The organism is Streptomyces sp. NPDC101118 (genome assembly GCF_044759445.1).
In the GTDB taxonomy this organism is placed as follows: domain Bacteria; phylum Actinomycetota; class Actinomycetes; order Streptomycetales; family Streptomycetaceae; genus Streptomyces.
Map to the genome: position 1 here is coordinate 562,844 of NZ_JBIVZG010000001.1, position 22,911 is coordinate 585,754.

Consider the following 22,911-nt stretch of genomic DNA (forward strand, 5'->3'; position numbering starts at 1 on the left):
AGTTTTCGTTGGTGTTGCGGGTCTCGGTGGACGTCGTTGTCTCGGGAAGCCACCGGGGGGCGGGGGGGGGGGGGGCGGGGGGGGGGGGGGGGGGGGGGGGGGGGCCGCCCCCCCCCCCCGCCACCGCCGTCGCCGCCCCCGCCCAGGACGCCAAGAAGGTGGACGCATGAAGCTCATCACCGCGATCGTGAAGCCCCACAAGCTGGACGAGATCAAGGAGGCCCTCCAGACCTTCGGGGTCCAGGGACTCACGGTCACCGAGGCCAGCGGGTACGGCCGCCAGCGCGGCCACACCGAGGTCTACCGCGGCGCCGAGTACACCGTCGACCTCGTTCCGAAGATCCGCATCGAGGTCGTCGTGTCCGACGACGACGCGGCCGACGTCATGGAGATCGTCGTCAAGGCCGCCCGGACCGGCAAGATCGGTGACGGCAAGGTCTGGAGCGTCCCGGTCGACTCCGTCGTCCGCGTACGCACCGGCGAGCGCGGCGCGGACGCGCTCTAGGAAACGGAGCCCTTGGGTGACGAGCGTCGAAGAGAAAACCGAACAGGCCGACTCGGGACCCAGCGGTTACGCGGCGGCCCGGCTGCGACTCCTCCAGGAGGAGTCGCGGTCCGGGCCGCCGCGCCGTTCCGCCCTGGCGTCCCTCACCGACGACTGGCTGGCCGCCCTCTTCACGGCGGCCGCACGCGAAACCGGCGTACGGTCCGCCGCCCTGGTCGCCGTCGGCGGCTACGGCCGCGCCGAACTCTCCCCCCGCAGCGACCTCGACCTGCTGCTCCTCCACGACGGCAAGGCCGACCCGGGCGCCATCGCCGCCCTGGCCGACCGCGTCTGGTACCCCGTCTGGGACCTCGGACTGGCCCTCGACCACTCCGTCCGCACCCCCGCACAGGCCCGCAAGACCGCCGCCGAGGACCTCAAGGTCCACCTCGGCCTCCTCGACGCCCGGCCCGTCGCGGGCGACCTCGGCCTGGTCGCCGGCCTGCGCACCGCCGTCCTCGCCGACTGGCGCAACCAGGCCCCCCGGCGGCTCCCCGAACTCGCCGAGCTGGGCCGCGAGCGCGCCGAACGCGCCGGAGAGCTCCGCTTCCTGCTGGAACCCGACCTCAAGGAGGCCCGCGGCGGCCTCCGCGACCTCACCGCCCTGCGGGCCGTCGCCGCCTCCTGGCTCGCCGACGCCCCCCGCGAGGGCCTCGCCGACGCCCGGCGCGCCCTCCTCGACGCCCGGGACGCCCTGCACCTGGCCACCGGCCGCGCCACCGACCGGCTCGCCCTCCAGGAACAGGACCAGGTGGCCGCCTCCCTCGGACTGCTGGACGCCGACGCGCTCCTGCGGCAGGTCTACGAGGCCGCCCGCGTCGTCTCGTACGCCGGCGACGTCACCTGGCGCGAGGTCGGCCGCGTCCTGCGGGCCCGCTCGGCCCGGCCCCGGCTGCGCGGACTGCTCGGCGGCCGGGGGAACGCCGTCGAGCGTGCCCCGCTCGCCGAGGGCGTCGTCGAACAGGACGGCGAGGTCGTGCTGGCCCTGGCCGCCCGCCCCGAACGCGACCCCGGACTGCCCCTGCGGTTCGCGGCCGCCGCCGCCCAGGCCGGGCTGCCCGTCTCCCCGCACGCCGTACGCCGCCTCGCCGCCCAGACCAAGCCGCTCCCCGTGCCCTGGCCCGCCGAGGCGCGCGAACAGCTGGTCACCCTGCTCGGCGCCGGCGAACCCACCGTGGCCGTCTGGGAGGCCCTGGAGGCCGAGGGCCTGATCACCCGGCTGCTGCCCGACTGGGAACGCGTCCGCTGCCGCCCCCAGCGCAACCCCGTCCACACCTGGACCGTCGACCGCCACCTGGTCGAGACCGCGGTGCGCGCCGCCGCCCTCAGCCGCCGCGTCGGCCGCCCGGACCTGCTGTTGGTCGCCGCGCTGCTGCACGACATCGGCAAGGGCTGGCCCGGCGACCACTCCGCCGCAGGCGAGACCATCGCCCGCGACGTCGCCGCACGCATCGGCTTCGACAAGGAGGACGCGCAGGTCCTGGCCACCCTCGTCCGGCACCACCTGCTCCTCATCGACACCGCCACCCGGCGCGACCTCGACGACCCCGTCACCGTGCGCACCGTCGCCGAGGCCGTGGGCGCCACCGGCACCCTGGAGCTGCTGCACGCCCTCACCGAGGCCGACGCGCTCGCCACCGGCCCGGCCGCCTGGAGCGCCTGGCGCGGATCCCTCGTGGCCGACCTGGTGAAACGGGTGGGCGCGGTGCTCGCTGGCGAGCCCGTGGCGGTGCCGGACACCGGGGCGCCGAGCGCCGAGCAGGAGCGGCTGGCGGTCGAGGCCGTCCGCACCGGGGAGCCGGTGCTGGCCCTGCGGGCGCGCACCGAGGCGCCGGACGAGGTGGGCGTCGAGCTGCTCATCGCCGTGCCGGACCAGCCGGGAGTGCTGCCCGCGGTCGCGGGGGTGCTGGCCCTGCACCGGCTGACGGTGCGGGCGGCGGACCTGCGCTCGGTGGAACTGCCGGGGGAGCTGGGCGGGGAGGTGCTCGCCCTGCGGTGGCGGGTGGCCGCGGAGTACGGCTCGCTGCCGCAGGCCGCCCGGCTCAGGGCCGATCTGGTGCGGGCGCTGGACGGGTCGCTGGACGTGCCCGGGAAGCTGGCCGAGCGGGAGGCCGCCTATCCGCGGCGCCGCGGGGTGACCCCGCCGCCGCCCCGGGTGGTGGCGGTGCCGGGCGTCTCGGCCGTAGCCACCGTGCTGGAGGTGCGGGCCCCGGACGCGGTGGGGCTGCTGCACCGGATCGGGCGGGCGCTGGAGTCCGCCGGGGTGCGCGTGCGGAGCGCGCACGTGTCGACGCTGGGTGCGAACGCCGTGGACACCCTGTACCTCACAGGTGCGGAAGGCCTCCCGCTCCCGCCCCCCGAAGCCACCGCCCTCGCCGCCCGCGTGCAGGCCGCCCTGTCCTGACCCTGCGGGGCAAGTCCCCTACCCGCCTTCCCCAGACTTCGTCCGGGGGGACCCCCACTCCCGCTCACCGGGGCTCCGCCCCGGACCCGGTCCTCAAACGCCGGACGGGCTGAAAGGTCCAGCCTCGCCGGCGTTTGAGGCGCGGGGACTGGGGCGGAGCCCCAGGGAACGGCGGAAGGGCGGGGTGGGGAACCGGCACCGCAGGGCTCGGGGAAGCGGCGGCGGCAGATACCCTGGGGGGCGACCACCCATCCGCCGACCCGAGGAATCGCGACCACCGTGTTCGATACGCTTTCCGACCGCCTCTCCGCGACCTTCAAGTCCCTCCGGGGCAAGGGCCGCCTCTCCGAGCAGGACATCGACAGCGCGGCCCGGGAAATCCGTATCGCCCTCCTCGAGGCCGATGTGGCGCTGCCCGTCGTCCGGGCGTTCATCTCGAACGTCAAGGAGCGGGCCCGCGGGGCCGAGGTCTCCAAGGCGCTGAACCCCAGCCAGCAGGTCATCAAGATCGTCAACGAGGAGCTCATCGGCATCCTCGGCGGCGAGACCCGCCGCCTGCGGTTCGCCAAGACCGCTCCGACCGTCATCATGCTGGCCGGTCTCCAGGGTGCCGGTAAGACCACCCTCGCCGGAAAGCTGGGTCTCTGGCTCAAGGGGCAGGGCCACTCGCCGCTGCTCGTCGCCTGTGACCTCCAGCGCCCCAACGCCGTCAACCAGCTCTCGGTCGTCGCCGAGCGCGCCGGCGTCGCGGTGTACGCCCCCCAGCCGGGCAACGGCGTCGGCGACCCGGTCCAGGTCGCCAAGGACTCGATCGAGTACGCCCGCACCAAGCAGTACGACATCGTCATCGTCGACACCGCCGGCCGCCTCGGCATCGACCAGGAGCTGATGCAGCAGGCCGCGGACATCCGCGACGCCGTCAGCCCCGACGAGGTCCTCTTCGTCGTCGACGCCATGATCGGTCAGGACGCGGTCAACACCGCCGAGGCCTTCCGCGACGGCGTCGGCTTCGACGGCGTGGTCCTCTCCAAGCTCGACGGCGACGCCCGCGGTGGTGCGGCGCTCTCCATCGCGCACGTCACCGGCCGCCAGATCATGTTCGCCTCCAACGGCGAGAAGCTGGACGACTTCGACGCGTTCCACCCGGACCGCATGGCCTCCCGCATCCTCGGCATGGGCGACGTGCTCAGCCTCATCGAGAAGGCCGAGCAGACCTTCTCGCAGGCCGAGGCCGAGAAGATGGCGGCCAAGCTCGCCAAGGGCCCCAAGGAGTTCACGCTCGACGACTTCCTGGCCCAGATGGAGCAGGTCCGCAAGATGGGCTCCATCTCCAAGCTGCTCGGCATGCTCCCGGGCATGGGGCAGATCAAGGACCAGATCAACAACATCGACGAGCGCGACGTGGACCGCACCGCCGCGATCATCAAGTCGATGACCCCGGCCGAGCGCCAGGACCCGACGATCATCAACGGCTCCCGCCGCGCCCGCATCGCCAAGGGCTCCGGCGTCGAGGTCAGCGCCGTCAAGAACCTCGTCGAGCGGTTCTTCGAGGCCCGCAAGATGATGTCCCGCATGGCCCAGGGCGGCGGGATGCCCGGCATGCCCGGCATCCCGGGCATGGGCGGCGGCCCCGGCCGGCAGAAGAAGCAGGTCAAGCAGGCCAAGGGCAAGCGCAAGAGCGGCAACCCGATGAAGCGCAAGGCGGACGAGGCCGCGGCCCAGGCCCGCCGCGAGCAGGGCGCCCAGGGCGCGCCCGGCGGCGCCTTCGGGCTGCCCGCCGGCCAGCCCGGCCAGGACTTCGAACTCCCGGACGAGTTCAAGAAGTTCATGGGCTGACGTCCCGCCGTACGAGAAGGCCCCCGCGCCCCGCGCGGGGGCCTTTCCCGTACCCCCGTACGGGCCAGCGCCCCCCGGCGGTGTCCTGGTACCTCCCGTAATGTCGGACCTCCCGCCACAGGAGGAGGCCCGATTGCCCAGCCCGACCCCCGTGCCGCCGCGTGACAGGGCCGACACCCCCTGGCGCTCCGAGGGCGCGCCGCCGACCCCGCCGCCCAAGCGGCGGATGCCCGGCGGCTGGCGCGGGCTGGTCCTCACCGCCCTGGTGGTCTACCTGCTCACCAACCTGGTCCTGTCGTTCTTCGACGGGGGCGACGAGCCGACCGTCTCGTACACCGAGTTCAGCAAGCAGGTGAACGCCGGCAACGTCTCGAAGATCTACTCCAAGGGCGACGCCATCGAGGGCCAGCTGAAGAGCAAGCAGCCCGTCCCGGGCGGCGACGGCGACTACACCAAGTTCGTCACCCAGCGCCCCGCCTTCGCCGACGACGACCTCTGGTCCGCCCTGACCTCCAAGGGCGTCACCGTCACCGCCTCACCCGTCGTCGAGCACCGCAGCTTCCTCGCCAACCTGCTCATCTCCCTCGCCCCGATGCTCCTGCTGATCGGCCTGTGGGTGCTGGTCGCCCGCCGGATGGGCGCGGCCATGGGAGGCGGCCTGGGCGGTCTCGGCGGCAAGGCGCCGCCCAAGCCGGTGGAGGTCGAGGAGGGCAAGCGCACCACCTTCGACGACGTGGCCGGCATCGACGAGGTCGAGGGCGAGCTCAGCGAGGTCGTGGACTTCCTCAAGAACCCCGACGCCTACCGGCGGATGGGCGCCCGGATGCCCGGCGGCGTGCTGCTCGCGGGCGCGCCCGGCACCGGCAAGACCCTGCTGGCACGCGCGGTGGCGGGCGAGGCGGGGGTGCCCTTCTTCTCCGCCTCCGCCTCCGAGTTCATCGAGATGATCGTCGGCGTCGGCGCCAGGAGGGTCCGCGAGCTCTTCACCGAGGCCCGCAAGGCGGCCCCCGCGATCATCTTCATCGACGAGATCGACACCATCGGCCGGGCCCGCGGCGGCGGCGCGGGCGTGGGCGGCCACGACGAGCGGGAGCAGACCCTCAACCAGATCCTGACCGAAATGGACGGGTTCAGCGGCTCCGAGGGCGTGGTCGTGATCGCCGCGACCAACCGCGCCGACGTGCTCGACCCCGCCCTCACCCGGCCGGGCCGCTTCGACCGCACGGTCATGGTCTCGCCGCCCGACCGCGGCGGCCGCGAGTCCATCCTGAAGATCCACACCCGCGAGATCCCCCTCGACCGCGAGGTCGACCTCGCCCAGGTGGCGCGCACGACGCCCGGGATGACGGGTGCGGAACTGGCCAACCTCGCCAACGAGGCGGCCCTGCTGGCCGTCAAGCGCAAACAGCCCGCCGTCACCCAGTCCGACCTCTCGGACGCACTGGAGAAGGTGCAGCTCGGCGCCGTGCGGCCGCTGGTCATGCCCGCCGAGGAGCGCCGCCGCACCGCCTACCACGAGAGCGGGCACGCGCTGCTGGGCATGCTCCAGCCCGGTGCGGATCCCGTACGGAAGATCACCATCGTGCCGCGCGGCCGCGCACTCGGCGTCACCCTCTCGACGCCCGAGGCGGACCGTTATGCGTACACCGAGGAGTACCTGCGCGGCAGGATCATCGGGGCGCTCGGCGGTATGGCGGCCGAGCACGTCGTCTACGGGGTCGTCACCACCGGGGCCGAGAACGACCTCGAACAGGTCACCAACATCGCCCGCGGGATGGTCGGCCGCTGGGGCATGAGCCAGCGGGTCGGCCGCCTGACCGCCATCCCGTCCGACGCCCAGGGGGCGTACGGCCTCTCCGCCGCGCCCGCCACGCTCGACGTGGTCGACAGCGAGATGCGGCGGATCGTCGACGAGTGCTACGAGAGCGCCTGCCGGCTGCTGCGCGAGCACCGGGACAAGCTCGACGCCCTGGCCGACGCCCTCATGGAGAAGGAGAGCCTGGACGAGGAGGCCGCCTACGCGGCCGCCGGCATCCCGCGCCTGGCCAAGCCCTCCGACTGAACCCGGCCTACGGCACCCGGGCGATCAGGTAGCGGAACAGGTTCGGCAGCCAGACCGTGCCGTCCGCGTGCACGTACGGGTGCAGCGCCTCGGTCAGCTCCTTCTCCGCCTGGTCCGCGTCCGCGGGGTCGGCGGGCCCGTACAGCCCCGCCGACAGCAGCCCCCGCACGGCGCTCTCGGTGTCGGCGTACCCGAACGGGCAGAACACCCGCCCCGACCCGTCCGGCACCAGCCCGAAGCGGTGCGCCGTGTTCTCCAGCGCGTCCCTCGGCGCCGGGCGCCAGGCCTCGCCCAGCACGGCCGCCGTGGCGCACCGCTCCGGCGGACCCCACCCGGCCAGCACCACCGCGCCGCCACGGCGGAGCAGCGGCAGCGCGCCCGTCAGGTCCGGGCTGCCGTCCGGCGCGAAGGCCGTCACCACGTCGTACGGGCGGTCCGCGGCCCGCGGCGACGCGTCGGCGGCCAGCGCCCGCTCCCGGGCCAGCGCGCGCCGCCCCGGATCCGGCTCGGCGCCGGTCACCCGTGCGCCCCGGCCCGCGGCCAGCAGCAGGGCCAGTCCGGCGCCGCAGTCGAGGCCGAGCAGCCGTGTGCCCGGGCCCACTTCGAGCCGGTCGTACACCGCCTCGTACAGCGGCACCAGCATCCGTTCCTGGATCTCCGCCCAGTCACGGGCGACCAGCGTCGGTGTCATAGGAAAGCGCTCCCGTCCTCCCGTGCCCCCGCTCTGCCCCCGTTGACAAGGGAACTGCTCCTCGGCCATCCCGTCCATAGGACGGATGGACCCGATTCACGCTCAGCCTCCCCGGCGCCGTACCATTCGCGCCATGGCAAAGGCACCCGTTCTCACCCCGCAGGCGGAGGACTTCCCCCGCTGGTACCAGGACCTGATCAACAAGGCCGAACTGGCCGACAACGGCCCGGTGCGCGGCACCATGGTCATCCGGCCGTACGGCTACGGCCTGTGGGAGCGGATGCAGCAGGAGATGGACGTGCGCATCAAGGAGGCGGGCGCGCAGAACGCCTACTTCCCGCTGTTCATCCCCCAGTCGTACCTGACGAAGGAAGCCGAGCACGTCGAGGGCTTCGCCCCCGAGCTCGCGGTCGTCACGCACGGCGGCGGCAAGGAGCTGGAGGAGCCGGTCGTCGTCCGGCCCACCTCCGAGACGATCATCAACGACTACTTCTCCAAGTGGGTGCAGAGCTACCGTGACCTGCCGCTGCTGATCAACCAGTGGGCCAACGTGGTCCGCTGGGAGATGCGCCCCCGCGTGTTCCTCCGTACGAGCGAGTTCCTCTGGCAGGAGGGCCACACCGCCCACGCCACCTACGAGGACGCGCGCGAGTACGCCGCGCACATCCACCGCGAGGTGTACGGCGACTTCATGACCAACGTGCTGGGCATCGACGTGGTGCTCGGCCGCAAGACCCCGAAGGAGCGCTTCGCGGGCGCCATCAACACCCTCACCCTCGAGGGCATGATGGGCGACGGCAAGGCCCTCCAGATGGGCACCAGCCACGAGCTGGGCCAGAACTTCGCCAAGGCCTTCAACACCTCCTACCTGTCCAAGGACAGCAAGCAGGAGCTGGTCTGGCAGACCTCGTGGGGCGTCTCGACCCGCATGGTCGGCGGTCTGATCATGTCGCACGGCGACGACAACGGCCTGCGCGTGCCGCCGCGGCTGGCGCACGTCCAGGTCGTCGTCATGGCGATCAAGGGCGACGAGGCCGTGGCCAAGGTCCGCGAGCTGGGCGACCGCCTCAAGGCCGCCGGCATCCGCGTCTTCGTCGACGACCGCGTCGACACCCCCTTCGGCCGCCGCGCCGTGGACTGGGAGCTCAAGGGCGTACCGGTGCGCATCGAGGTCGGCCCGCGCGACCTGGAGAACGGCACCGCGATGCTGGCCCGCCGCATCCCGGGCGGCAAGGAGCCGGTCTCCATCGACTCGCTGGTCGACCTGCTGCCCAAGGTGCTGGACGAGGACCAGGCGCAGCTGCTGCGTGAGTCCCGCGAGCGCCGTGAGTCCCGCACCACCGACGTGGCCACCATCGAGGAGGCCGCCGAGGCCGCCGTCGCCGGCGGCTGGGCGCGCATCCCGTGGGACGTGCTGGGCCCGGAGGGCGAGGCCAAGCTCGGCGAGCAGGCCGTGTCCGTGCGGTGCCTCATCGCGGAGGACGGCTCGGTCCCGCAGGCCGACGACGCCCCCGGTACGCTCGCGATCGTGGCGCGCTCCTACTGATCGTCAGGAGGGTCCCCCCGGCCGCTCTTCCGGCCGGGGGGACCCCCTTACGTACCGACTCCTCCGGAGTTCTGCGTACCCGTCCTCGTCGGGACGCATCAGAGTGAACTGACTGGTACGTGCAAAAAATTTGGAATGGCCCGGAATCGGAACACCGGGGCCCCCAGGCTCGTTGTCACGACGTGAGCACGACACCACCTGTTCTCGCCGCAGAGCTGGCGCAGGCGTGGGCCGACATTCAGCGGTACCACCCCGAGCTGCCTGACCTTGCCGCGCCCGAGTCCCTGATCGGAGAGTCCTCGTCCGCCTGCGGCGCCGAGCTCTCCTTCGAGCGACTGCTGCACGAGGCAGTCCACGGCATCGCCGCCGCCCGAGGCGTGCGCGACACTTCGCGAGCGGGGCGCTACCACAACCGCAGATTCCTCGCGATCGCCGAGGAGATGGGCCTCGACCACTCCGACGAGCCGCACGCGAGCAGCGGCTTCTCCCTGGTCACGCTCAACCCCGAGGCCAAGAAGCGCTACCGCCCGACCATCGAGCGGCTCCAGCGTGCACTCAAGGCGCACACCGCGGCCACCGCGGCCGACACCAAGCGCTCCTTCCGCGGGCCGGCCGCCCGGCACGGCTCCTCCGGAGGCGGCGTACGCGTGAAGGCGGTCTGCGAGTGCGGGCGGAACGTCCGGGTGGTCCCGTCCGTGCTGGCCCAGGCGCCGATCGTGTGCGGCGGGTGCATGAAGCCCTTCCGCATCCCCGAGGCCGCGGTCGCCGCGGCGTCCTGACGCCTCGCGCGGGCGCACCGGGCGGGCACGGCCACGCCGTCGGCCCTGGCCGCCCACCGCGCGTGGCCGCGTCCTGGACGTATGGCACAATGGCTAGCTGTACTCGACAGTCGCACAGGACCCCTCTCTCCTCCGGCTGACGCGTCCATCGGGCACCCCGAGTACCGCAACCCCACGTGGCATCCCGTTGTGCCCAACCACGTCAAGACCAGGAGACACCACTCCAGTGGCAGTCAAGATCAAGCTGAAGCGTCTGGGCAAGATCCGTTCGCCTCACTACCGCATCGTCGTCGCCGACTCCCGTACCCGCCGTGACGGCCGGGCCATCGAGGAGCTGGGCATCTACCAGCCGACGTACAACCCCTCGAAGATCGAGGTCGACTCCGAGCGTGCGCAGTACTGGCTGTCCGTCGGCGCCCAGCCGACCGAGCCGGTCCTCGCCATCCTGAAGCTCACCGGCGACTGGCAGAAGCACAAGGGCCTGCCGGCCCCGGCGCCGCTGCTGCAGCCGGCGACGAAGGAAGACAAGCGTCGTTCCTTCGAGGAGTTCGCCAAGACCCTGGAGGGTGGCGACGCCAAGGGCGAGGCCATCACCCAGAAGGCCAAGAAGACCGAGAAGAAGGCGGACGAGGCCGAGGCCGCGTCCACCGAGTCGACCGAGGCCTGATCATGCTCGAGGAGGCTCTCGAGCACCTCGTGAAGGGCATCGTCGACAACCCCGACGACGTGCAGGTCGCCTCGCGCAACCTGCGCCGCGGGCAGGTCCTCGAGGTCCGGGTCCACCCGGACGACCTCGGCAAGGTGATCGGCCGCAACGGCCGCACCGCGCGCGCCCTGCGCACCGTCGTGGGCGCCATCGGCGGCCGGGGCATCCGCGTCGACCTCGTCGACGTGGACCAGGTCCGCTGAGAAGTTGAATCACCGGCACGGGCCGGGGAGGGCACACGTGCCCGCCCCGGCCCGTCGTCGTCCCGACAGGAGAGAAACAGCGTGCAGCTCGTAGTCGCGCGGATCGGTCGCGCCCACGGCATCAAGGGTGAGGTCAGCGTCGAGGTACGCACCGACGAGCCCGAGCTCCGGCTCAGCCCCGGTGCCGTGCTCCACACCGAGCCCGCGTCGGCAGGACCGCTCACCATCGAGACCGGCCGCGTGCACAGCGGCCGCCTGCTGCTGCGCTTCGAGGGCGTGAGGGACCGCACCGCCGCGGAGGCCCTGCGCAACACCCTGCTGATCGCCGAGGTCGACCCGTCCGAGCTCCCGGAGGAGGAGGACGAGTTCTACGACCACCAGCTCATGGACCTCGACGTGGTCCTCGCCGACGGCACCGAGGTCGGCCGGATCACGGAGATCTCCCACCTGCCCTCGCAGGACCTCTTCATCGTCGAGCGCCCGGACGGCACCGAGGTGATGATCCCCTTCGTCGAGGAGATCGTCACCGAGATCGACCTGGAGAACCAGCGCGCCGTGATCACCCCGCCGCCGGGGCTGATCGACGACCGCGCGGAGATCGCCTCCGCCCGGGACGGGGAGTCCTGATGCGGCTCGACGTCGTCACGATCTTCCCGGAGTACCTGGAGCCGCTGAACGTCTCGCTGGTCGGCAAGGCCCGTGCCCGCGGGCAGCTGGGCGTCCACGTCCACGACCTGCGGGACTGGACGTACGACCGGCACAACACGGTCGACGACACCCCCTACGGCGGCGGTCCCGGCATGGTCATGAAGACCGAGCCCTGGGGCGACTGCCTGGACCAGGTGCTGGCCGACGGCTACGAGTCCGGCGCCCACGGCCCGGCCGTCGTCGTCCCCACCCCCAGCGGGCGCCCGTTCACGCAGGAGCTCGCCGTCGAGCTCTCCCGGCGCCCCTGGCTGATCTTCACCCCGGCCCGGTACGAGGGCATCGACCGCCGGGTGACGGACGAGTACGCCACCCGGATGCCGGTCTACGAGGTCTCCATCGGCGACTACGTGCTGGCCGGCGGCGAGGCCGCGGTCCTGGTCGTCACGGAGGCGGTGGCCCGTCTGCTGCCCGGCGTGCTCGGCAACGCCGAGTCGCACCGGGACGACTCCTTCGCGCCCGGCGAGATGGCGAACCTGCTGGAGGGGCCCGTCTACACCAAGCCCCCGGAGTGGCGCGGCCGCGGCATCCCCGACGTGCTGCTCAGCGGCCACCACGGCAGGATCGCCCGGTGGCGCCGCGACGAGGCCTTCGCCCGTACCGCGCAGAACCGTCCGGACCTGATCGAGCGCACCCCCGCTTCGGCCTTCGACAAGAAGGACCGCGAGACGCTCAGCATCCTGGGCTGGGCCCCTACGCCCGACGGCCGATTTTGGCGCAGGGCCGCGGCCGTGGAAGAATAGGCGGCTGCTGTACGCCCGGCTTCGCGCCCCTGCCACAGGGGGACCGTCGCGCACCGGGTGGAACGGCTTCGAACTCTCTACGAACTCCCGCCCGGCGACCTGTGGCGTCGTGCGAAGAAAGCAGACGAAGAACATGTCTCACCTGCTCGATGGCGTCAACGCCGGCTCCCTGCGCTCGGACGTCCCGGCCTTCCGCCCGGGTGACACCGTCAACGTGCACGTCCGCGTGATCGAGGGCAACCGCTCCCGTATCCAGCAGTTCAAGGGCGTTGTCATCCGTCGCCAGGGCTCTGGCGTCTCCGAGACCTTCACCGTTCGCAAGGTCTCCTTCAGCGTCGGCGTGGAGCGTACCTTCCCGGTGCACTCCCCGATCTTCGAGAAGATCGAGCTCGTCACCCGCGGTGACGTGCGCCGCGCGAAGCTGTACTACCTCCGTGAGCTCCGTGGCAAGGCCGCGAAGATCAAGGAGAAGCGCGACAACTGATCTCGGCTCCGGCGTCCGGGGGTGGCCGGATAGGCTCGCCCCCGATGGACACCGAAGCACGAATCACGCAGCGCGGCAGCTCCTCCTCCGAACCCGGCGACGGGGCGGAGGGGGAGCGGCCGCGCTCTGCGTTTTCCCGGAGCGCCTTCCGGGGGCTGACCGTTCGCCGTGCCGCGCTGATCGGGGTGGCCTGCACGGCCTTCCTGCTGCTGCTCTCCCAGTACGTCGTCCAGCCCTTCCTGATCCCGAGCCACTCGATGGAGCCGACGCTGAAGGTCGGGGACCGGGTGCTCGTGAACAAGCTGGCGTACCGTTTCGGCGACCGGCCGGAGCGGGGTGACGTGGTGGTGTTCGACGGCACCGGGTCGTTCGTGCGGGAGCGTCCCGAGGGCAACGCCCTGGGGGAGGCGCTGCGGGGAGCGGGCGCCGCGCTCGGACTGGCGGAGCCGGCCGACACGGACTTCGTGAAGCGGGTCGTGGGCGTGGGCGGCGACGACGTCGTCTGCTGCGACGCGGGCGGCCGGATCCAGGTGAACGGCCTGCCCGTCGCGGAGGGCTACCTCTTCCCCGGTGACACGCCGTCCCGGGTGCCCTTCCGGGTCGTCGTCCCCTTGGGGACCCTGTTCGTCATGGGCGACCACCGGTCGCAGTCGCGAGATTCCCGGGACCACCTGGGAGAGCCGGGCGGGGGGATGGTGCCGGTGGAGAAGGTGATCGGGCGGGCCGACTGGATCGGCTGGCCGGCGACCCGCTGGGGCGCGCCGGGAACCGGGGCGGGGCATGGGTAGCCGGGGGCGCCCGCGGGGCGCGGCGCGCGAGCCGGGACCGGGCACGGGGGCGCGTACGGCCGCACGGGCCCGTACGGACGCCGACGTGCGTACAAACGCCGACGTGCGTACGGACGACTCCCCGCGGGCCGGGAGGCCGGCGGCGCCGGCCGCGCCCGGACGGGCGGAGCGGCGGCGGCTGGCCCGGCGGGTCAGGCGGCGGCGCCGTACCCGCACGGCCGGCGAGGTGCCGCTGCTGATCGTGGTGGCGCTGCTGATAGCCCTGGTGCTCAAGACGTTCCTGGTGCAGGCCTTCGTGATCCCGTCGGGCTCGATGGAGCAGACGATCCGCATCGGCGACCGGGTGCTGGTCGACAAACTGTCCCCGTGGTTCGGTGCGAAGCCGGAGCGGGGCGAGGTCGTGGTGTTCAAGGACCCGGGCGGCTGGCTCCAGGGGGAGACCCGCCGGGTGGAACCCGACCCGGTGGGCATCAAGCAGGTCAAGCAGGTGCTGACCTTCATCGGCCTGCTCCCCTCGGCGGACGAGCAGGACCTGATCAAGCGGGTGATCGCGGTCGGCGGCGACACGGTGAAGTGCTGCGACGCACGGGGCCGGGTCAGCGTGAACGGCGAGGGGCTCGACGAGCCGTACGTGAACCCGGGCAACGCGCCCTCCGAGGTGACCTTCGAGGTGAAGGTGCCCGAGGGGCGGCTGTTCGTGATGGGCGACCACCGCTCGAACTCCGCGGACTCGCGGTTCCACCTGGACGAGCCCTTCGACGGCACCATCTCCGAGGAGGGGGTGGTGGGGCGGGCCGTCGTGATCGCCTGGCCCTTCGACCACTGGCGCAAGCTGGAGGTCCCGGCGACTTTCCGATCCGTGCCGGAACCCGCGCGGCGCGGGCGCCGCCGTACCCGGCCCGTCGCATAGTGTTGCTCCCCGGGATCCGTACGGCATGATCCGCACGGGATCCTTACGTGCCCGTACGGCATGATCCCTTAGGAAACACTTCACCTCCCGACCCCTGCGGAACTCCCGCTCGTTAGGGGAGTGGAGGCTCCCGGCTTCCCGGCCCGGAGCGGCAGCACTGAGTGAGGAGTGGACGTGGGGGATGTGGCGGTCGGCGCACAGACCGGACGCGAAGAACCCGACGAGCGGCGGGAGGGTGCCGTGGACGTGGACGGCGGGACCGACCGGGCGGACGAGGGTGACGAGAGCGATGGCGCCGCACGCAAGCAGCGCTCCTTCTGGAAGGAGCTGCCCCTCCTCATCGGCATCGCCCTGCTGCTCGCGCTGCTGATCAAGACCTTCCTGGTACAGGCCTTCTCGATCCCCTCGGACTCGATGCAGAACACCCTGCAGCGGGGCGACCGGGTGCTCGTGGACAAGCTGACGCCGTGGTTCGGCTCGGAGCCCGAGCGGGGCGAGGTCGTGGTCTTCCACGACCCGAACAAGTGGCTCGCGGGCGAGCCGGTGGCCAAGCCCAACGCGATCCAGAACTTCCTGAGCTTCATCGGCCTGATGCCCTCTGCGGAGGACAAGGACCTGATCAAGCGCGTGATCGGGGTCGGCGGCGACACGGTGTCCTGTGAGAAGGGCGGACCGGTCAAGGTCAACGGCAAGGCGCTGGACGAGCCGTACATCTACAACGGCAACACCCCGTGCGACGACATGCCGTTCAACGTGAAGGTGCCCAAGGGCAAGATCTGGGTGATGGGCGACCACCGCCAGAACTCGTACGACTCGCGCTACCACATGGACGACGAGACCAAGGGCTTCGTGCCGAACAGCAAGGTCGTCGGCCGGGCCGTGGTCATCGCCTGGCCGGTCACCCGCTGGTCGACCCTGCCGATCCCGGACACCTTCGACCAGCCGGGTCTGGCGGCCGCCCTGGGCGCCGCCCCGGTGGGTCTGGGCGTCGCGGGCGCGGTGCCGCTGGTGCTGTGGCGCCGGAGGCGGCTTACGCGGGTGGGTACCGGCGGGTAGATTGCCGTCCCAGATCGACGGACTCCGAAGGTGGGGGGCGCTGGGATGGGCGGAACAGCACGCAAGGACGGCCGCGGCCGCCTGGGCAACACATTGTCCGGGCTGGCCGTGGCCGTCGGCTTTGTGCTCTTCCTCGGCGGTTTCGTGTGGGGGGCGATGCTCTACCAGCCCTACACGGTGCCCACGGACTCGATGATGCCCACGGTCAAGCCGGGCGACCGGGTGCTGGCCGAGCGGATCGACGGTGACGAGGTGCGGCGCGGGGACGTCGTGATCTTCACCGACGCCATGTGGAGCAACGCGCCCATGGTCAAGCGGGTCGTCGGGGTCGGCGGGGACACGGTGAAGTGCTGCGGCCAGGGCGGTCGGCTCACGGTGAACGGGGTGCAGGTCGACGAGCCGTACCTGGACACCGCGCGGGGCATGGCGTCGGAGATCCCCTTCGAGGTGAAGGTGCCCGAGGGCAAGCTCTTCCTGCTGGGCGACCGGCGCGGAGCCTCGGTGGACTCCCGGGCGCACCTCCAGGAGGCCGGGCAGGGGACCGTGTCCCGGTCCGCCGTGACGGCCCGGGTCGACGCGGTGGCGTGGCCGTCGCCGCAGATGCTGGAGCGGCCCGGGGCCTTCGGGGCGCTGCCGGGCGGGATCTCGGCCGCCGGGCCGGTGAAGCCGGTGCTGGGCGCGATCGTGGCGGGTGCGCTGCTGGTGCTCGGCGGTGCGGCGTACGGGCCGCTGGCAAAGCGGTCCGCCGGGCGCGGGGGGTCGCGTACGGGCCAGGGTGCCGGGCGGCGGGAGCGGGCCGGTGTCCGCTGAGGGCGGTGGGCCGGTGTCGGCCGAGCCGGGTGCCCGGGTGCCGCGCCTGGTGTCGCGGGTGATCCTGCTGGACCCCGAGGACCGGATCCTGCTGCTGCACGGCTTCGAGCCGGCGGACCCGTCGGACGACTGGTGGTTCACCCCCGGCGGCGGGCTGGAGGAGGGCGAGTCCCGCGAGGAGGCCGCCCTGCGGGAGCTGGCCGAGGAGACCGGGATCACCCGGGTCGAACTGGGGCCCGTGCTGTGGCGGCGCTACTGCGAGTTCCCCTTCGACGGGCGCCGCTGGGAGCAGGACGAGTGGTACTTCCTGGCACGTACCGACCAGACCGCGACGGTGATGGGCGGGCTGACGGAGCTGGAGCGGCGCAGCGTGGCCGGGGCGAGGTGGTGGACCTCCGAGGAACTGTCGGCGGCCCGTGAGACGGTGTACCCGACCAGGCTCGCCGAGCTGCTGCGCACGCTGCTCGTCGAGGGTCCTCCGGATGTGCCGGTGGTGCTGGCCCCGGAAATCGTTTAGGGGCCCACTCTGCTGGCGCACAATAGGGGGACGCACGGCTGAAGGGGAACATGCCATGAGCGCCGAGGACCTCGAGAAGTACGAGACCGAGATGGAGCTGAAGCTCTACCGGGAGTACCGCGACGTCGTCGGGCTGTTCAAATACGTCATCGAGACGGAGCGGCGCTTCTACCTGACGAACGACTACGAGATGCAGGTGCACTCGGTCCAGGGCGAGGTGTTCTTCGAGGTCACGATGGCCGACGCCTGGGTGTGGGACATGTACCGGCCGGCGCGGTTCGTGAAGCAGGTGCGGGTGCTGACCTTCAAGGACGTGAACATCGAGGAGCTCAACAAGAGCGACCTCGAACTTCCGGGGAGCTGATCGCGGGGCCGCCGGGCCATGGGTCCGGCGGCCGCTCGGGCCGTGGGGGCGTCCGGGCCCCGGCTGCGGGGGTCTTTCACCCGAGTGGGTGACGGGGTTGTCCACATCGGGCGGACTGTCCACCAAGATCCACTTTGTGGGGGCGGGTGCGGGAGATTCGGTGCCGGAGGTGGTGCCGGATGTACGCACACGAGGCCGGAGGGCCCGAGGCGCAGGGGGACCGGGCGCGGCGGGCGCTGGGACGGTACGGCGAGGAGCTGGCCGCGCGGCGGCTGGCCGAGGCCGGGATGACGGTGATCGCGCGGAACTGGCGGTGCCGGGGCGGGGAGATCGACATCGTGGCCCGGGAGGGCGACGCCCTGGTGGTCTGCGAGGTGAAGACCCGACGGGAGGGCGCCTTCGAGCACCCCATGGCGGCCGTCCGCCCCGCGAAGGCCGCCCGGCTGCGCAGGCTCGCCGGCCGCTGGCTGGCCGACCACGGGGGACCACCGGGCGGCGGGGTCAGGATCGACCTGGTCGGGGTGGTGCTGCCGCGGCGCGGGGCCCCCGTCGTGGAGCACGTCAGGGGGGTGGCCTGATGGGGTTCGCGCGGACCTGTTCGGTGGCGCTCGTCGGCGTCGACGGTGTGGTGGTGGAGGTCCAGGCCGACCTGGAGCCGGGGGTGGCCGCGTTCACGCTGGTGGGGCTGCCCGACAAGACGCTGGTCGAGAGCCGGGACCGGGTCAGGGCCGCCGTCGTGAACTCCGGTGCCGACTGGCCGCAGAAGAAGCTCACCGTGGGGCTCAGTCCGGCCGCCGTGCCCAAGTCGGGCTCCGGCTTCGACCTGGCCGTGGCCGCGGCGGTGCTCGCGGCGGCGGAGCGGGTGGACCCGCGGGCGATCGAGGACCTGGTGCTGATCGGCGAACTGGGGCTGGACGGCCGGGTGCGGCCGGTGCGCGGGGTGCTTCCCGCCGTGCTCGCCGCGGCCGAGGCCGGGTACCGCCAGGTGGTGGTCGCAGACCAGTCCGCCGCCGAGGCCTCCCTGGTGCCCGAGGTGTCGGTGCTCGGGGTGCGCAGCCTGCGGCAGCTGATCGCCGTGCTGACCGACGGCGAGGTGCCCGAGGAGGCGCCGGAGGAGCCCGGGCGGCCGGACCCGATGCTGGCGGGCCTGCTCGTGCCCGGAGCGGGTGCGGGCACCGGGGCGGCGGGAGCGGACGGGGTGCCGCCCGACCTCGCGGACGTCGCGGGCCAGCCGGTGGCCAGGAGGGCCCTGGAGGTGGCCGCGGCCGGCGGCCACCACCTCTTCCTGAGCGGGCCGCCCGGTGCGGGGAAGACGATGCTCGCGGAGCGGATCCCGGCGATCCTGCCGCCGCTCACCCGCAGGCAGTCCCTGGAGGTGACCGCCGTCCACTCCGTCGCCGGGATCCTGCCGCCCGGGGAGCCCATGGTGGCCCGCGCGCCCTACTGCGCGCCCCACCACTCGGCCACCATGCAGTCCCTGGTCGGCGGGGGGAACGGCATGCCGAGGCCGGGGGCCGTCTCCCTGGCCCACCGCGGGGTGCTCTTCCTCGACGAGGCCCCCGAGTTCAGCCCCAAGGTGCTGGACGCGCTGCGGCAGCCCCTGGAGTCCGGCCAGGTGGTCATCGCGCGGGCCGCGGGGGTGGTCCGGCTGCCCGCCCGGTTCCTGATGGTGCTGGCCGCCAACCCGTGCCCGTGCGGGCGGTTCTCGCGGCACGGCACCGGATGCGAGTGCCCCTCGTCCGCGATCCGCCGGTACCAGGCACGGCTCTCGGGGCCGCTGCTGGACCGCGTCGACCTCCGCGTCGAGGCCGAGCCCGTCAGCCGCGCCGACCTGCTCGGCCGGGGTGGCGGCGAGCCCACCGAGGCCGTCGCCGCCCGGGTGCGCGAGGCCAGGGCACGGGCCGCCGCCCGGCTGGCCGGCACCCCCTGGGCGGTCAACGCCGAGGTGCCGGGGCACGAGTTGCGCACCCGCTGGCAGGTGGCGCCCGGCGCGCTCGGTCCGGCCGAACGCGACCTCGACCGGGGACTCCTGACGGCCCGCGGGCTGGACCGGGTGCTGCGGGTCGCCTGGACCGTGGCCGACCTGCGCGGGCGGGACCGCCCGGAGGCGCTGGACGTGGCCGTCGCCCTGGAGCTGCGCACCGGCGTGGCCCGCGGGACGCCCGCGGCCGTGGGGGAGCCGGTGTGAGCGCGCGGAAGGCGTGCCGCGTGCGCCGGCGGCGGGGGTGGAGTGGGGTGGCGCGGTGGACGAGCTGACGGCGCGGGCTGCGCTGACCCGTGTACTGGAGCCCGGCGAGGAGCACGGGGGGCGCTGGCTGCGGCGGTTCGGCGCGGCGGAGCTGGTGCGCCTCCTGCGGGACCCGGGCGCGGCCGAGGGGGCCCTGACGGGCGTGGGGCCCGACCGGCTCGCCGGGTACCGCAGAAGGGCCGCGGCGGCCGAGCCCGGGCGGGACCTGGACGCGGTCGCGGCGGTGGGCGGCCGGTTCGTCACCCCGGGCGGTCCGGAGTGGCCCACCCAGCTGGACGACCTCGGCGACGCCCGGCCGGTGGGGCTCTGGGTGCGGGGCCGGCACGACCTCCGCACCTGGGCACTGCGGTCGGTCGCACTCGTCGGTGCGCGGGCGTGTACTCCGTACGGGGCACACATGGCGACCACCCTCGCCGCCGGCCTGGCCGAGCGCGGCTGGGTCGTCGTCTCGGGTGCCGCGTACGGGATCGACGCAGCCGTGCACCGGGGCGTGCTCGCGGCCGAGGGGGCCACGGCGGCGGTGCTGGCCTGCGGGGTCGACACCAGCTATCCCCGCGGCCACGACGGGCTCCTGCGGCGGATCGCGGCCCAGGGCCTGGTCGTCGGGGAGCTGCCGCCCGGCAGTCATCCCACGCCCAGCAGGTTCGTCCTGCGCAACCGCGTCATCGCGGCCCTGACCCGCGGCACGGTGGTCGTCGAGGCCGCCTACCGCAGCGGCTCGCTGGTCACCGCCCGCGCCGCGCAGCGGCTGGGGCGGCACACCATGGGCGTGCCGGGGCCCGCCACGAGCGCGCTGTCGGCCGGGGTGCACGAGCTGGTCAGGGGCGGCGCGGTCCTGGTCACGGACGCGGCGGAAGTGGTCGAACAGGTCGGAGCCATGGGCGAGCTGGCCCCCGGCCGCCGCGGCCCCGTCGTCGCCCGGGACCTGCTGCACCCCGCCGCGGCGCGGGTCCTCGAAGCCCTGCCGGCCGGGCGGCCGGCAGGCGTGCGGGAACTCGCTCTCGGCGCGGGCACCAGCACCGATGAAGTCATCGGCAGACTGTACGAACTTCACTCTCTGGGGTTCGTCGAACGGCAGGGCGATGACTGGCGGTTGACCACTCCGGCGGATGACGCCGCCGGGCAATCCGCCGGCCCCCGGCGAGGCGGTCCTTGACCTGGGGCGATCCGGTGAAAGGGTGAAGGCGATGAGATACGCCGTCTTCCCGGTGGCACCCTCGGGGCCCGTGCGCGAGGCGCGGGCCCGGGGCCGTCGGCGTCACCGCGGACGCCCCTGTACCCGCGCGCGATCCCGTACTCTTCGCGCACCGCGACACTCCAGTCACGCTACGCTCCCAAGGATCCCGACTGCAGAACGGCTCAAGGCGACGCATGCCCCAGCACACCTCCGGGTCTGACCGCGCCGCGGCACCCCCCGCCGCCCGAGAGGGCGTCCGGGCCCCCGCACCCTCCTCCCTGGACGAGCTGTGGCGGTCGTACAAGGAGACCGCCGACGAGCGCCTGCGCGAGCAGCTGATCCTGCACTACTCGCCCCTGGTGAAGTACGTGGCCGGCCGGGTGAGCGTCGGCCTCCCGCCCAACGTCGAACAGGCCGACTTCGTCTCCTCCGGGGTCTTCGGACTGATCGACGCCATCGAGAAGTTCGACATCGACCGCTCGATCAAGTTCGAGACCTACGCGATCACCCGGATCCGCGGCGCGATGATCGACGAACTGCGGGCCCTGGACTGGATCCCGCGCTCGGTGCGGCAGAAGGCCCGGGCCGTCGAGCGGGCCTACGCCACGCTGGAGGCCCAGCTGCGGCGCACCCCCACCGAGACCGAGGTCGCCTCGGAAATGGGCATCGGCGTGGAGGAACTCCACGCGGTTTTCAGCCAGTTGTCCCTGGCGAACGTGGTGGCCCTGGAAGAGCTGCTGCACGTGGGCGGCGAGGGCGGCGACCGCCTGTCGCTCATGGACACCCTGGAGGACACCGCCGCGGACAACCCGGTCGAGGTCGCCGAGGACCGCGAGCTGCGCAGGCTGCTGGCACGGGCCATCAACACCCTGCCGGAGCGCGAGAAGACCGTGGTCACCCTGTACTACTACGAGGGCCTCACGCTGGCCGAGATCGGCAACGTCCTCGGGGTGACCGAGAGCCGGGTGAGCCAGATCCACACCAAGTCCGTGCTCCAGCTGCGCGCCAAACTGGCGGACGTCGGCCGCTGACCTTGCGCCCCTCCGTAAAGTGGAGGCGTGCCAAGGATTCGAGCGGCCTCCGTGGCCGAGCACCGGACGATGCAGCGCGCCGCCCTGCTGGATGCCGCGCGTTCCCTGCTGTCCGAAGGCGGTACGGAAGCGCTGACCTTCCCCGCCCTCGCCGAGCGGACGGGCCTGGCCCGCTCCTCCGTCTACGAGTACTTCCGCTCCCGCGCCGCGGTCGTCGAAGAGCTGTGCGCCGTCGACTTCCCGGTCTGGGCCGCCGAGATCGAGGCCGCCATGCAGGCGGCGGAGACCCCCGAGGCCAAGATCGAGGCCTACGTGCGGAGCCAGCTGGCCCTCGTCGGCGACCGGCGGCACCGCGCGGTCGTGGCGATCTCCGCCAGCGAACTGGACGCCGGGGCCCGCGAGAAGATCCGCGCCGCGCACGGCGGACTGGTCGCGATGATCGTCGAGGCGCTCGCGGCGCTGGGCCACGACCAGCCCAGGCTGGCCGCGACCCTGCTCCAGGGCATCGTCGACGCCGCCGTCCGCCGCATCGAACTCGGTGCCGCCGAGGACCCCACCGCGATCACGGACGTGGCCGTGGCGATGGCCATGCGGGGCGTGCGGGGCTGACCCGCCCGGTCCCGGGGCCCGGGTCGCCGGACAGGGGCAGCAGCCGCGGCGCCGTCCGCGGCAGCAGGGACAGCGGGTCCAGATAGGCCTCGCCCGAAAGCAGCCCCCAGTGCAGGCAGGGCTCGCCGCAGTGCCCGCCGGCGGTCGTGACCGCCACCACCTGTCCCCGGGCCACCGCCTCGCCCTCGGCGACCAGCGGGCGCACCGGCTCGTACGTCGTGCGCAGCGGCGTGCCCGCGACCGTCAGCGAGAGCACCCCGCGCCCCGCCACCGGCCCGGCGTGGTGCACCCGCCCGGCGGCCACCGCGCGCACCTCCGTGCCCGGCGCCGCGGCCAGGTCCACTCCGCGGTGCCCCGCCGCGTACGGGGTCGGCGGTGGCAGCCAGCCGCGCAGCAGCCGCAGCGGCGCCGGCAGCGGCCGCACCGCCAGGGGCCCCGGGCGGCCGGGGGCGGGCGTCACGGGGGCGGCGCGCGGGAGCCCGTACCCGGCGGACGGGGCGGCGGGTGCGCCGTATCCGGAGAACGGCGCGAGCAGGGTCAGGACCAGGCCGAGCAGCAGGGGAGTCATGTCCCGCAGCATCCCGCCGGGGGCCGGCGGGGCGGGCGGGCCTGTGGACGGGCGGCCCGCTGTGGACAGGCGCGTCACCCGGCACGGTCCCGGGTCCCGTACACTTCTTGTGGCGATCCGGGTCACCGGG

Annotated in this window: 24 protein-coding genes; 22 read left to right on the forward strand and 2 right to left on the reverse strand. The window is 73.3% G+C overall.

Annotation, left to right across the window (positions count from 1 at the left end):
* Positions 1–166: 166 nt before the first annotated feature.
* The 4 genes from ACIQUQ_RS02470 (at position 167) to ftsH (ending at position 6,846) form a co-directional block, all read left to right on the forward strand.
* Positions 167–505, forward strand: coding sequence for a P-II family nitrogen regulator (locus tag ACIQUQ_RS02470; protein ID WP_399952909.1), 339 nt, complete (start codon positions 167–169; stop codon positions 503–505).
* A 16-nt stretch (positions 506–521) separates the two neighbouring features.
* Complete coding sequence (locus ACIQUQ_RS02475) at positions 522–2,948, forward strand: [protein-PII] uridylyltransferase (protein WP_403970288.1); 2,427 nt, start codon at positions 522–524, stop codon at positions 2,946–2,948.
* 279 nt (positions 2,949–3,227) lie between these two features.
* Complete coding sequence (ffh, locus tag ACIQUQ_RS02480; RefSeq protein WP_403970291.1) at positions 3,228–4,784, forward strand: signal recognition particle protein; 1,557 nt, start codon at positions 3,228–3,230, stop codon at positions 4,782–4,784.
* A gap of 133 nt (positions 4,785–4,917) precedes the next feature.
* The gene (ftsH, locus tag ACIQUQ_RS02485; RefSeq protein WP_403970294.1) at positions 4,918–6,846 is read left to right on the forward strand and encodes an ATP-dependent zinc metalloprotease FtsH; all 1,929 of its coding nucleotides are present in this window, start codon (positions 4,918–4,920) and stop codon (positions 6,844–6,846) included.
* Positions 6,847–6,853: 7 nt separating this feature from the next.
* Here ftsH and ACIQUQ_RS02490 read toward each other — a convergent pair whose 3' ends face one another.
* On the reverse strand, positions 6,854–7,537 hold the full coding sequence (locus ACIQUQ_RS02490) for a methyltransferase type 11 (RefSeq protein WP_403970298.1): 684 nt from the start codon (positions 7,535–7,537) through the stop codon (positions 6,854–6,856).
* 133 nt (positions 7,538–7,670) lie between these two features.
* On the opposite strand from ACIQUQ_RS02490, the gene proS reads away from it, so the two are divergent.
* The 18 genes from proS (at position 7,671) to ACIQUQ_RS02580 (ending at position 22,213) form a co-directional block, all read left to right on the forward strand.
* On the forward strand, positions 7,671–9,083 hold the full coding sequence (proS, locus tag ACIQUQ_RS02495; protein ID WP_403970300.1) for a proline--tRNA ligase: 1,413 nt from the start codon (positions 7,671–7,673) through the stop codon (positions 9,081–9,083).
* Positions 9,084–9,265: 182 nt separating this feature from the next.
* Entirely contained in the window at positions 9,266–9,862 is a 597-nt protein-coding gene (locus ACIQUQ_RS02500; RefSeq protein ID WP_399952890.1) for a hypothetical protein, read from the forward strand.
* Between the two features lie 226 nt (positions 9,863–10,088).
* Positions 10,089–10,529 carry a 30S ribosomal protein S16 gene (gene rpsP / locus ACIQUQ_RS02505; protein WP_403970303.1) on the forward strand — a complete coding sequence of 147 codons (441 nt, stop codon included), beginning with the start codon at positions 10,089–10,091 and terminating at the stop codon, positions 10,527–10,529.
* A gap of 2 nt (positions 10,530–10,531) precedes the next feature.
* Positions 10,532–10,771, forward strand: coding sequence for an RNA-binding protein (locus ACIQUQ_RS02510; RefSeq protein WP_007266827.1), 240 nt, complete (start codon positions 10,532–10,534; stop codon positions 10,769–10,771).
* Between the two features lie 81 nt (positions 10,772–10,852).
* Positions 10,853–11,398 (forward strand): ribosome maturation factor RimM, encoded by a 546-nt coding sequence (gene rimM / locus ACIQUQ_RS02515; RefSeq protein ID WP_403970307.1) that lies wholly within the window; start codon positions 10,853–10,855, stop codon positions 11,396–11,398.
* Positions 11,398–12,219 carry a tRNA (guanosine(37)-N1)-methyltransferase TrmD gene (trmD, locus tag ACIQUQ_RS02520; protein ID WP_403970310.1) on the forward strand — a complete coding sequence of 274 codons (822 nt, stop codon included), beginning with the start codon at positions 11,398–11,400 and terminating at the stop codon, positions 12,217–12,219. The genes rimM and trmD overlap by 1 nt, the downstream gene beginning before the upstream one ends.
* 133 nt (positions 12,220–12,352) lie before the next feature.
* Complete coding sequence (gene rplS / locus ACIQUQ_RS02525; RefSeq protein WP_403970313.1) at positions 12,353–12,703, forward strand: 50S ribosomal protein L19; 351 nt, start codon at positions 12,353–12,355, stop codon at positions 12,701–12,703.
* Positions 12,704–12,747: 44 nt separating this feature from the next.
* Positions 12,748–13,491, forward strand: a complete 744-nt coding sequence (lepB, locus tag ACIQUQ_RS02530) for a signal peptidase I (protein WP_403970316.1) — start codon at positions 12,748–12,750, stop codon at positions 13,489–13,491.
* 103 nt (positions 13,492–13,594) lie between these two features.
* The gene (gene lepB, locus ACIQUQ_RS02535) at positions 13,595–14,401 is read left to right on the forward strand and encodes a signal peptidase I (protein ID WP_403970319.1); all 807 of its coding nucleotides are present in this window, start codon (positions 13,595–13,597) and stop codon (positions 14,399–14,401) included.
* Between the two features lie 183 nt (positions 14,402–14,584).
* Entirely contained in the window at positions 14,585–15,457 is an 873-nt protein-coding gene (lepB, locus tag ACIQUQ_RS02540; RefSeq protein WP_403970588.1) for a signal peptidase I, read from the forward strand.
* A gap of 45 nt (positions 15,458–15,502) precedes the next feature.
* Positions 15,503–16,267 carry a signal peptidase I gene (gene lepB, locus ACIQUQ_RS02545; protein ID WP_403970322.1) on the forward strand — a complete coding sequence of 255 codons (765 nt, stop codon included), beginning with the start codon at positions 15,503–15,505 and terminating at the stop codon, positions 16,265–16,267.
* A gap of 13 nt (positions 16,268–16,280) precedes the next feature.
* Positions 16,281–16,784, forward strand: coding sequence for an NUDIX hydrolase (locus ACIQUQ_RS02550; RefSeq protein WP_403970591.1), 504 nt, complete (start codon positions 16,281–16,283; stop codon positions 16,782–16,784).
* Positions 16,785–16,839: 55 nt separating this feature from the next.
* On the forward strand, positions 16,840–17,148 hold the full coding sequence (locus ACIQUQ_RS02555; protein ID WP_006139554.1) for a DUF2469 domain-containing protein: 309 nt from the start codon (positions 16,840–16,842) through the stop codon (positions 17,146–17,148).
* Between the two features lie 179 nt (positions 17,149–17,327).
* Positions 17,328–17,726 (forward strand): YraN family protein, encoded by a 399-nt coding sequence (locus tag ACIQUQ_RS02560; RefSeq protein WP_403970325.1) that lies wholly within the window; start codon positions 17,328–17,330, stop codon positions 17,724–17,726.
* Positions 17,726–19,336 (forward strand): YifB family Mg chelatase-like AAA ATPase, encoded by a 1,611-nt coding sequence (locus ACIQUQ_RS02565; protein ID WP_403970327.1) that lies wholly within the window; start codon positions 17,726–17,728, stop codon positions 19,334–19,336. Before ACIQUQ_RS02560 ends, ACIQUQ_RS02565 begins: the two co-directional genes overlap by 1 nt.
* A 55-nt stretch (positions 19,337–19,391) precedes the next feature.
* Positions 19,392–20,552 (forward strand): DNA-processing protein DprA, encoded by a 1,161-nt coding sequence (dprA, locus tag ACIQUQ_RS02570; protein WP_403970330.1) that lies wholly within the window; start codon positions 19,392–19,394, stop codon positions 20,550–20,552.
* A 215-nt stretch (positions 20,553–20,767) separates the two neighbouring features.
* Positions 20,768–21,604, forward strand: coding sequence for an RNA polymerase sigma factor WhiG (whiG, locus tag ACIQUQ_RS02575; RefSeq protein WP_399952857.1), 837 nt, complete (start codon positions 20,768–20,770; stop codon positions 21,602–21,604).
* Positions 21,605–21,655: 51 nt separating this feature from the next.
* Positions 21,656–22,213 (forward strand): TetR/AcrR family transcriptional regulator, encoded by a 558-nt coding sequence (locus ACIQUQ_RS02580; RefSeq protein WP_403970594.1) that lies wholly within the window; start codon positions 21,656–21,658, stop codon positions 22,211–22,213.
* Here the strand turns inward: ACIQUQ_RS02580 and ACIQUQ_RS02585 are convergent.
* Complete coding sequence (locus tag ACIQUQ_RS02585; RefSeq protein ID WP_403970333.1) at positions 22,167–22,781, reverse strand: murein hydrolase activator EnvC family protein; 615 nt, start codon at positions 22,779–22,781, stop codon at positions 22,167–22,169. The genes ACIQUQ_RS02580 and ACIQUQ_RS02585 overlap by 47 nt on opposite strands.
* Positions 22,782–22,911: the final 130 nt, after the last annotated feature.

What these genes read in the sequence shown, in the direction of transcription:
- lepB (WP_403970322.1), top strand. Translation starts at nt 15,503, where the DNA reads ATGGGCGGAACAGCACGCAAGGACGGCCGCGGCCGCCTGGGCAACACA.
- rplS (WP_403970313.1), top strand. Translation starts at nt 12,353, where the DNA reads ATGTCTCACCTGCTCGATGGCGTCAACGCCGGCTCCCTGCGCTCGGAC.
- ACIQUQ_RS02565 (WP_403970327.1), top strand. Translation starts at nt 17,726, where the DNA reads ATGGGGTTCGCGCGGACCTGTTCGGTGGCGCTCGTCGGCGTCGACGGT.
- ACIQUQ_RS02555 (WP_006139554.1), top strand. Translation starts at nt 16,840, where the DNA reads ATGAGCGCCGAGGACCTCGAGAAGTACGAGACCGAGATGGAGCTGAAG.
- ACIQUQ_RS02585 (WP_403970333.1), bottom strand. Translation starts at nt 22,781, where the DNA reads ATGACTCCCCTGCTGCTCGGCCTGGTCCTGACCCTGCTCGCGCCGTTC.
- trmD (WP_403970310.1), top strand. Translation starts at nt 11,398, where the DNA reads ATGCGGCTCGACGTCGTCACGATCTTCCCGGAGTACCTGGAGCCGCTG.
- ACIQUQ_RS02490 (WP_403970298.1), bottom strand. Translation starts at nt 7,537, where the DNA reads ATGACACCGACGCTGGTCGCCCGTGACTGGGCGGAGATCCAGGAACGG.
- ACIQUQ_RS02510 (WP_007266827.1), top strand. Translation starts at nt 10,532, where the DNA reads ATGCTCGAGGAGGCTCTCGAGCACCTCGTGAAGGGCATCGTCGACAAC.
- ACIQUQ_RS02560 (WP_403970325.1), top strand. Translation starts at nt 17,328, where the DNA reads ATGTACGCACACGAGGCCGGAGGGCCCGAGGCGCAGGGGGACCGGGCG.
- ACIQUQ_RS02470 (WP_399952909.1), top strand. Translation starts at nt 167, where the DNA reads ATGAAGCTCATCACCGCGATCGTGAAGCCCCACAAGCTGGACGAGATC.
- proS (WP_403970300.1), top strand. Translation starts at nt 7,671, where the DNA reads ATGGCAAAGGCACCCGTTCTCACCCCGCAGGCGGAGGACTTCCCCCGC.
- lepB (WP_403970316.1), top strand. Translation starts at nt 12,748, where the DNA reads ATGGACACCGAAGCACGAATCACGCAGCGCGGCAGCTCCTCCTCCGAA.
- whiG (WP_399952857.1), top strand. Translation starts at nt 20,768, where the DNA reads ATGCCCCAGCACACCTCCGGGTCTGACCGCGCCGCGGCACCCCCCGCC.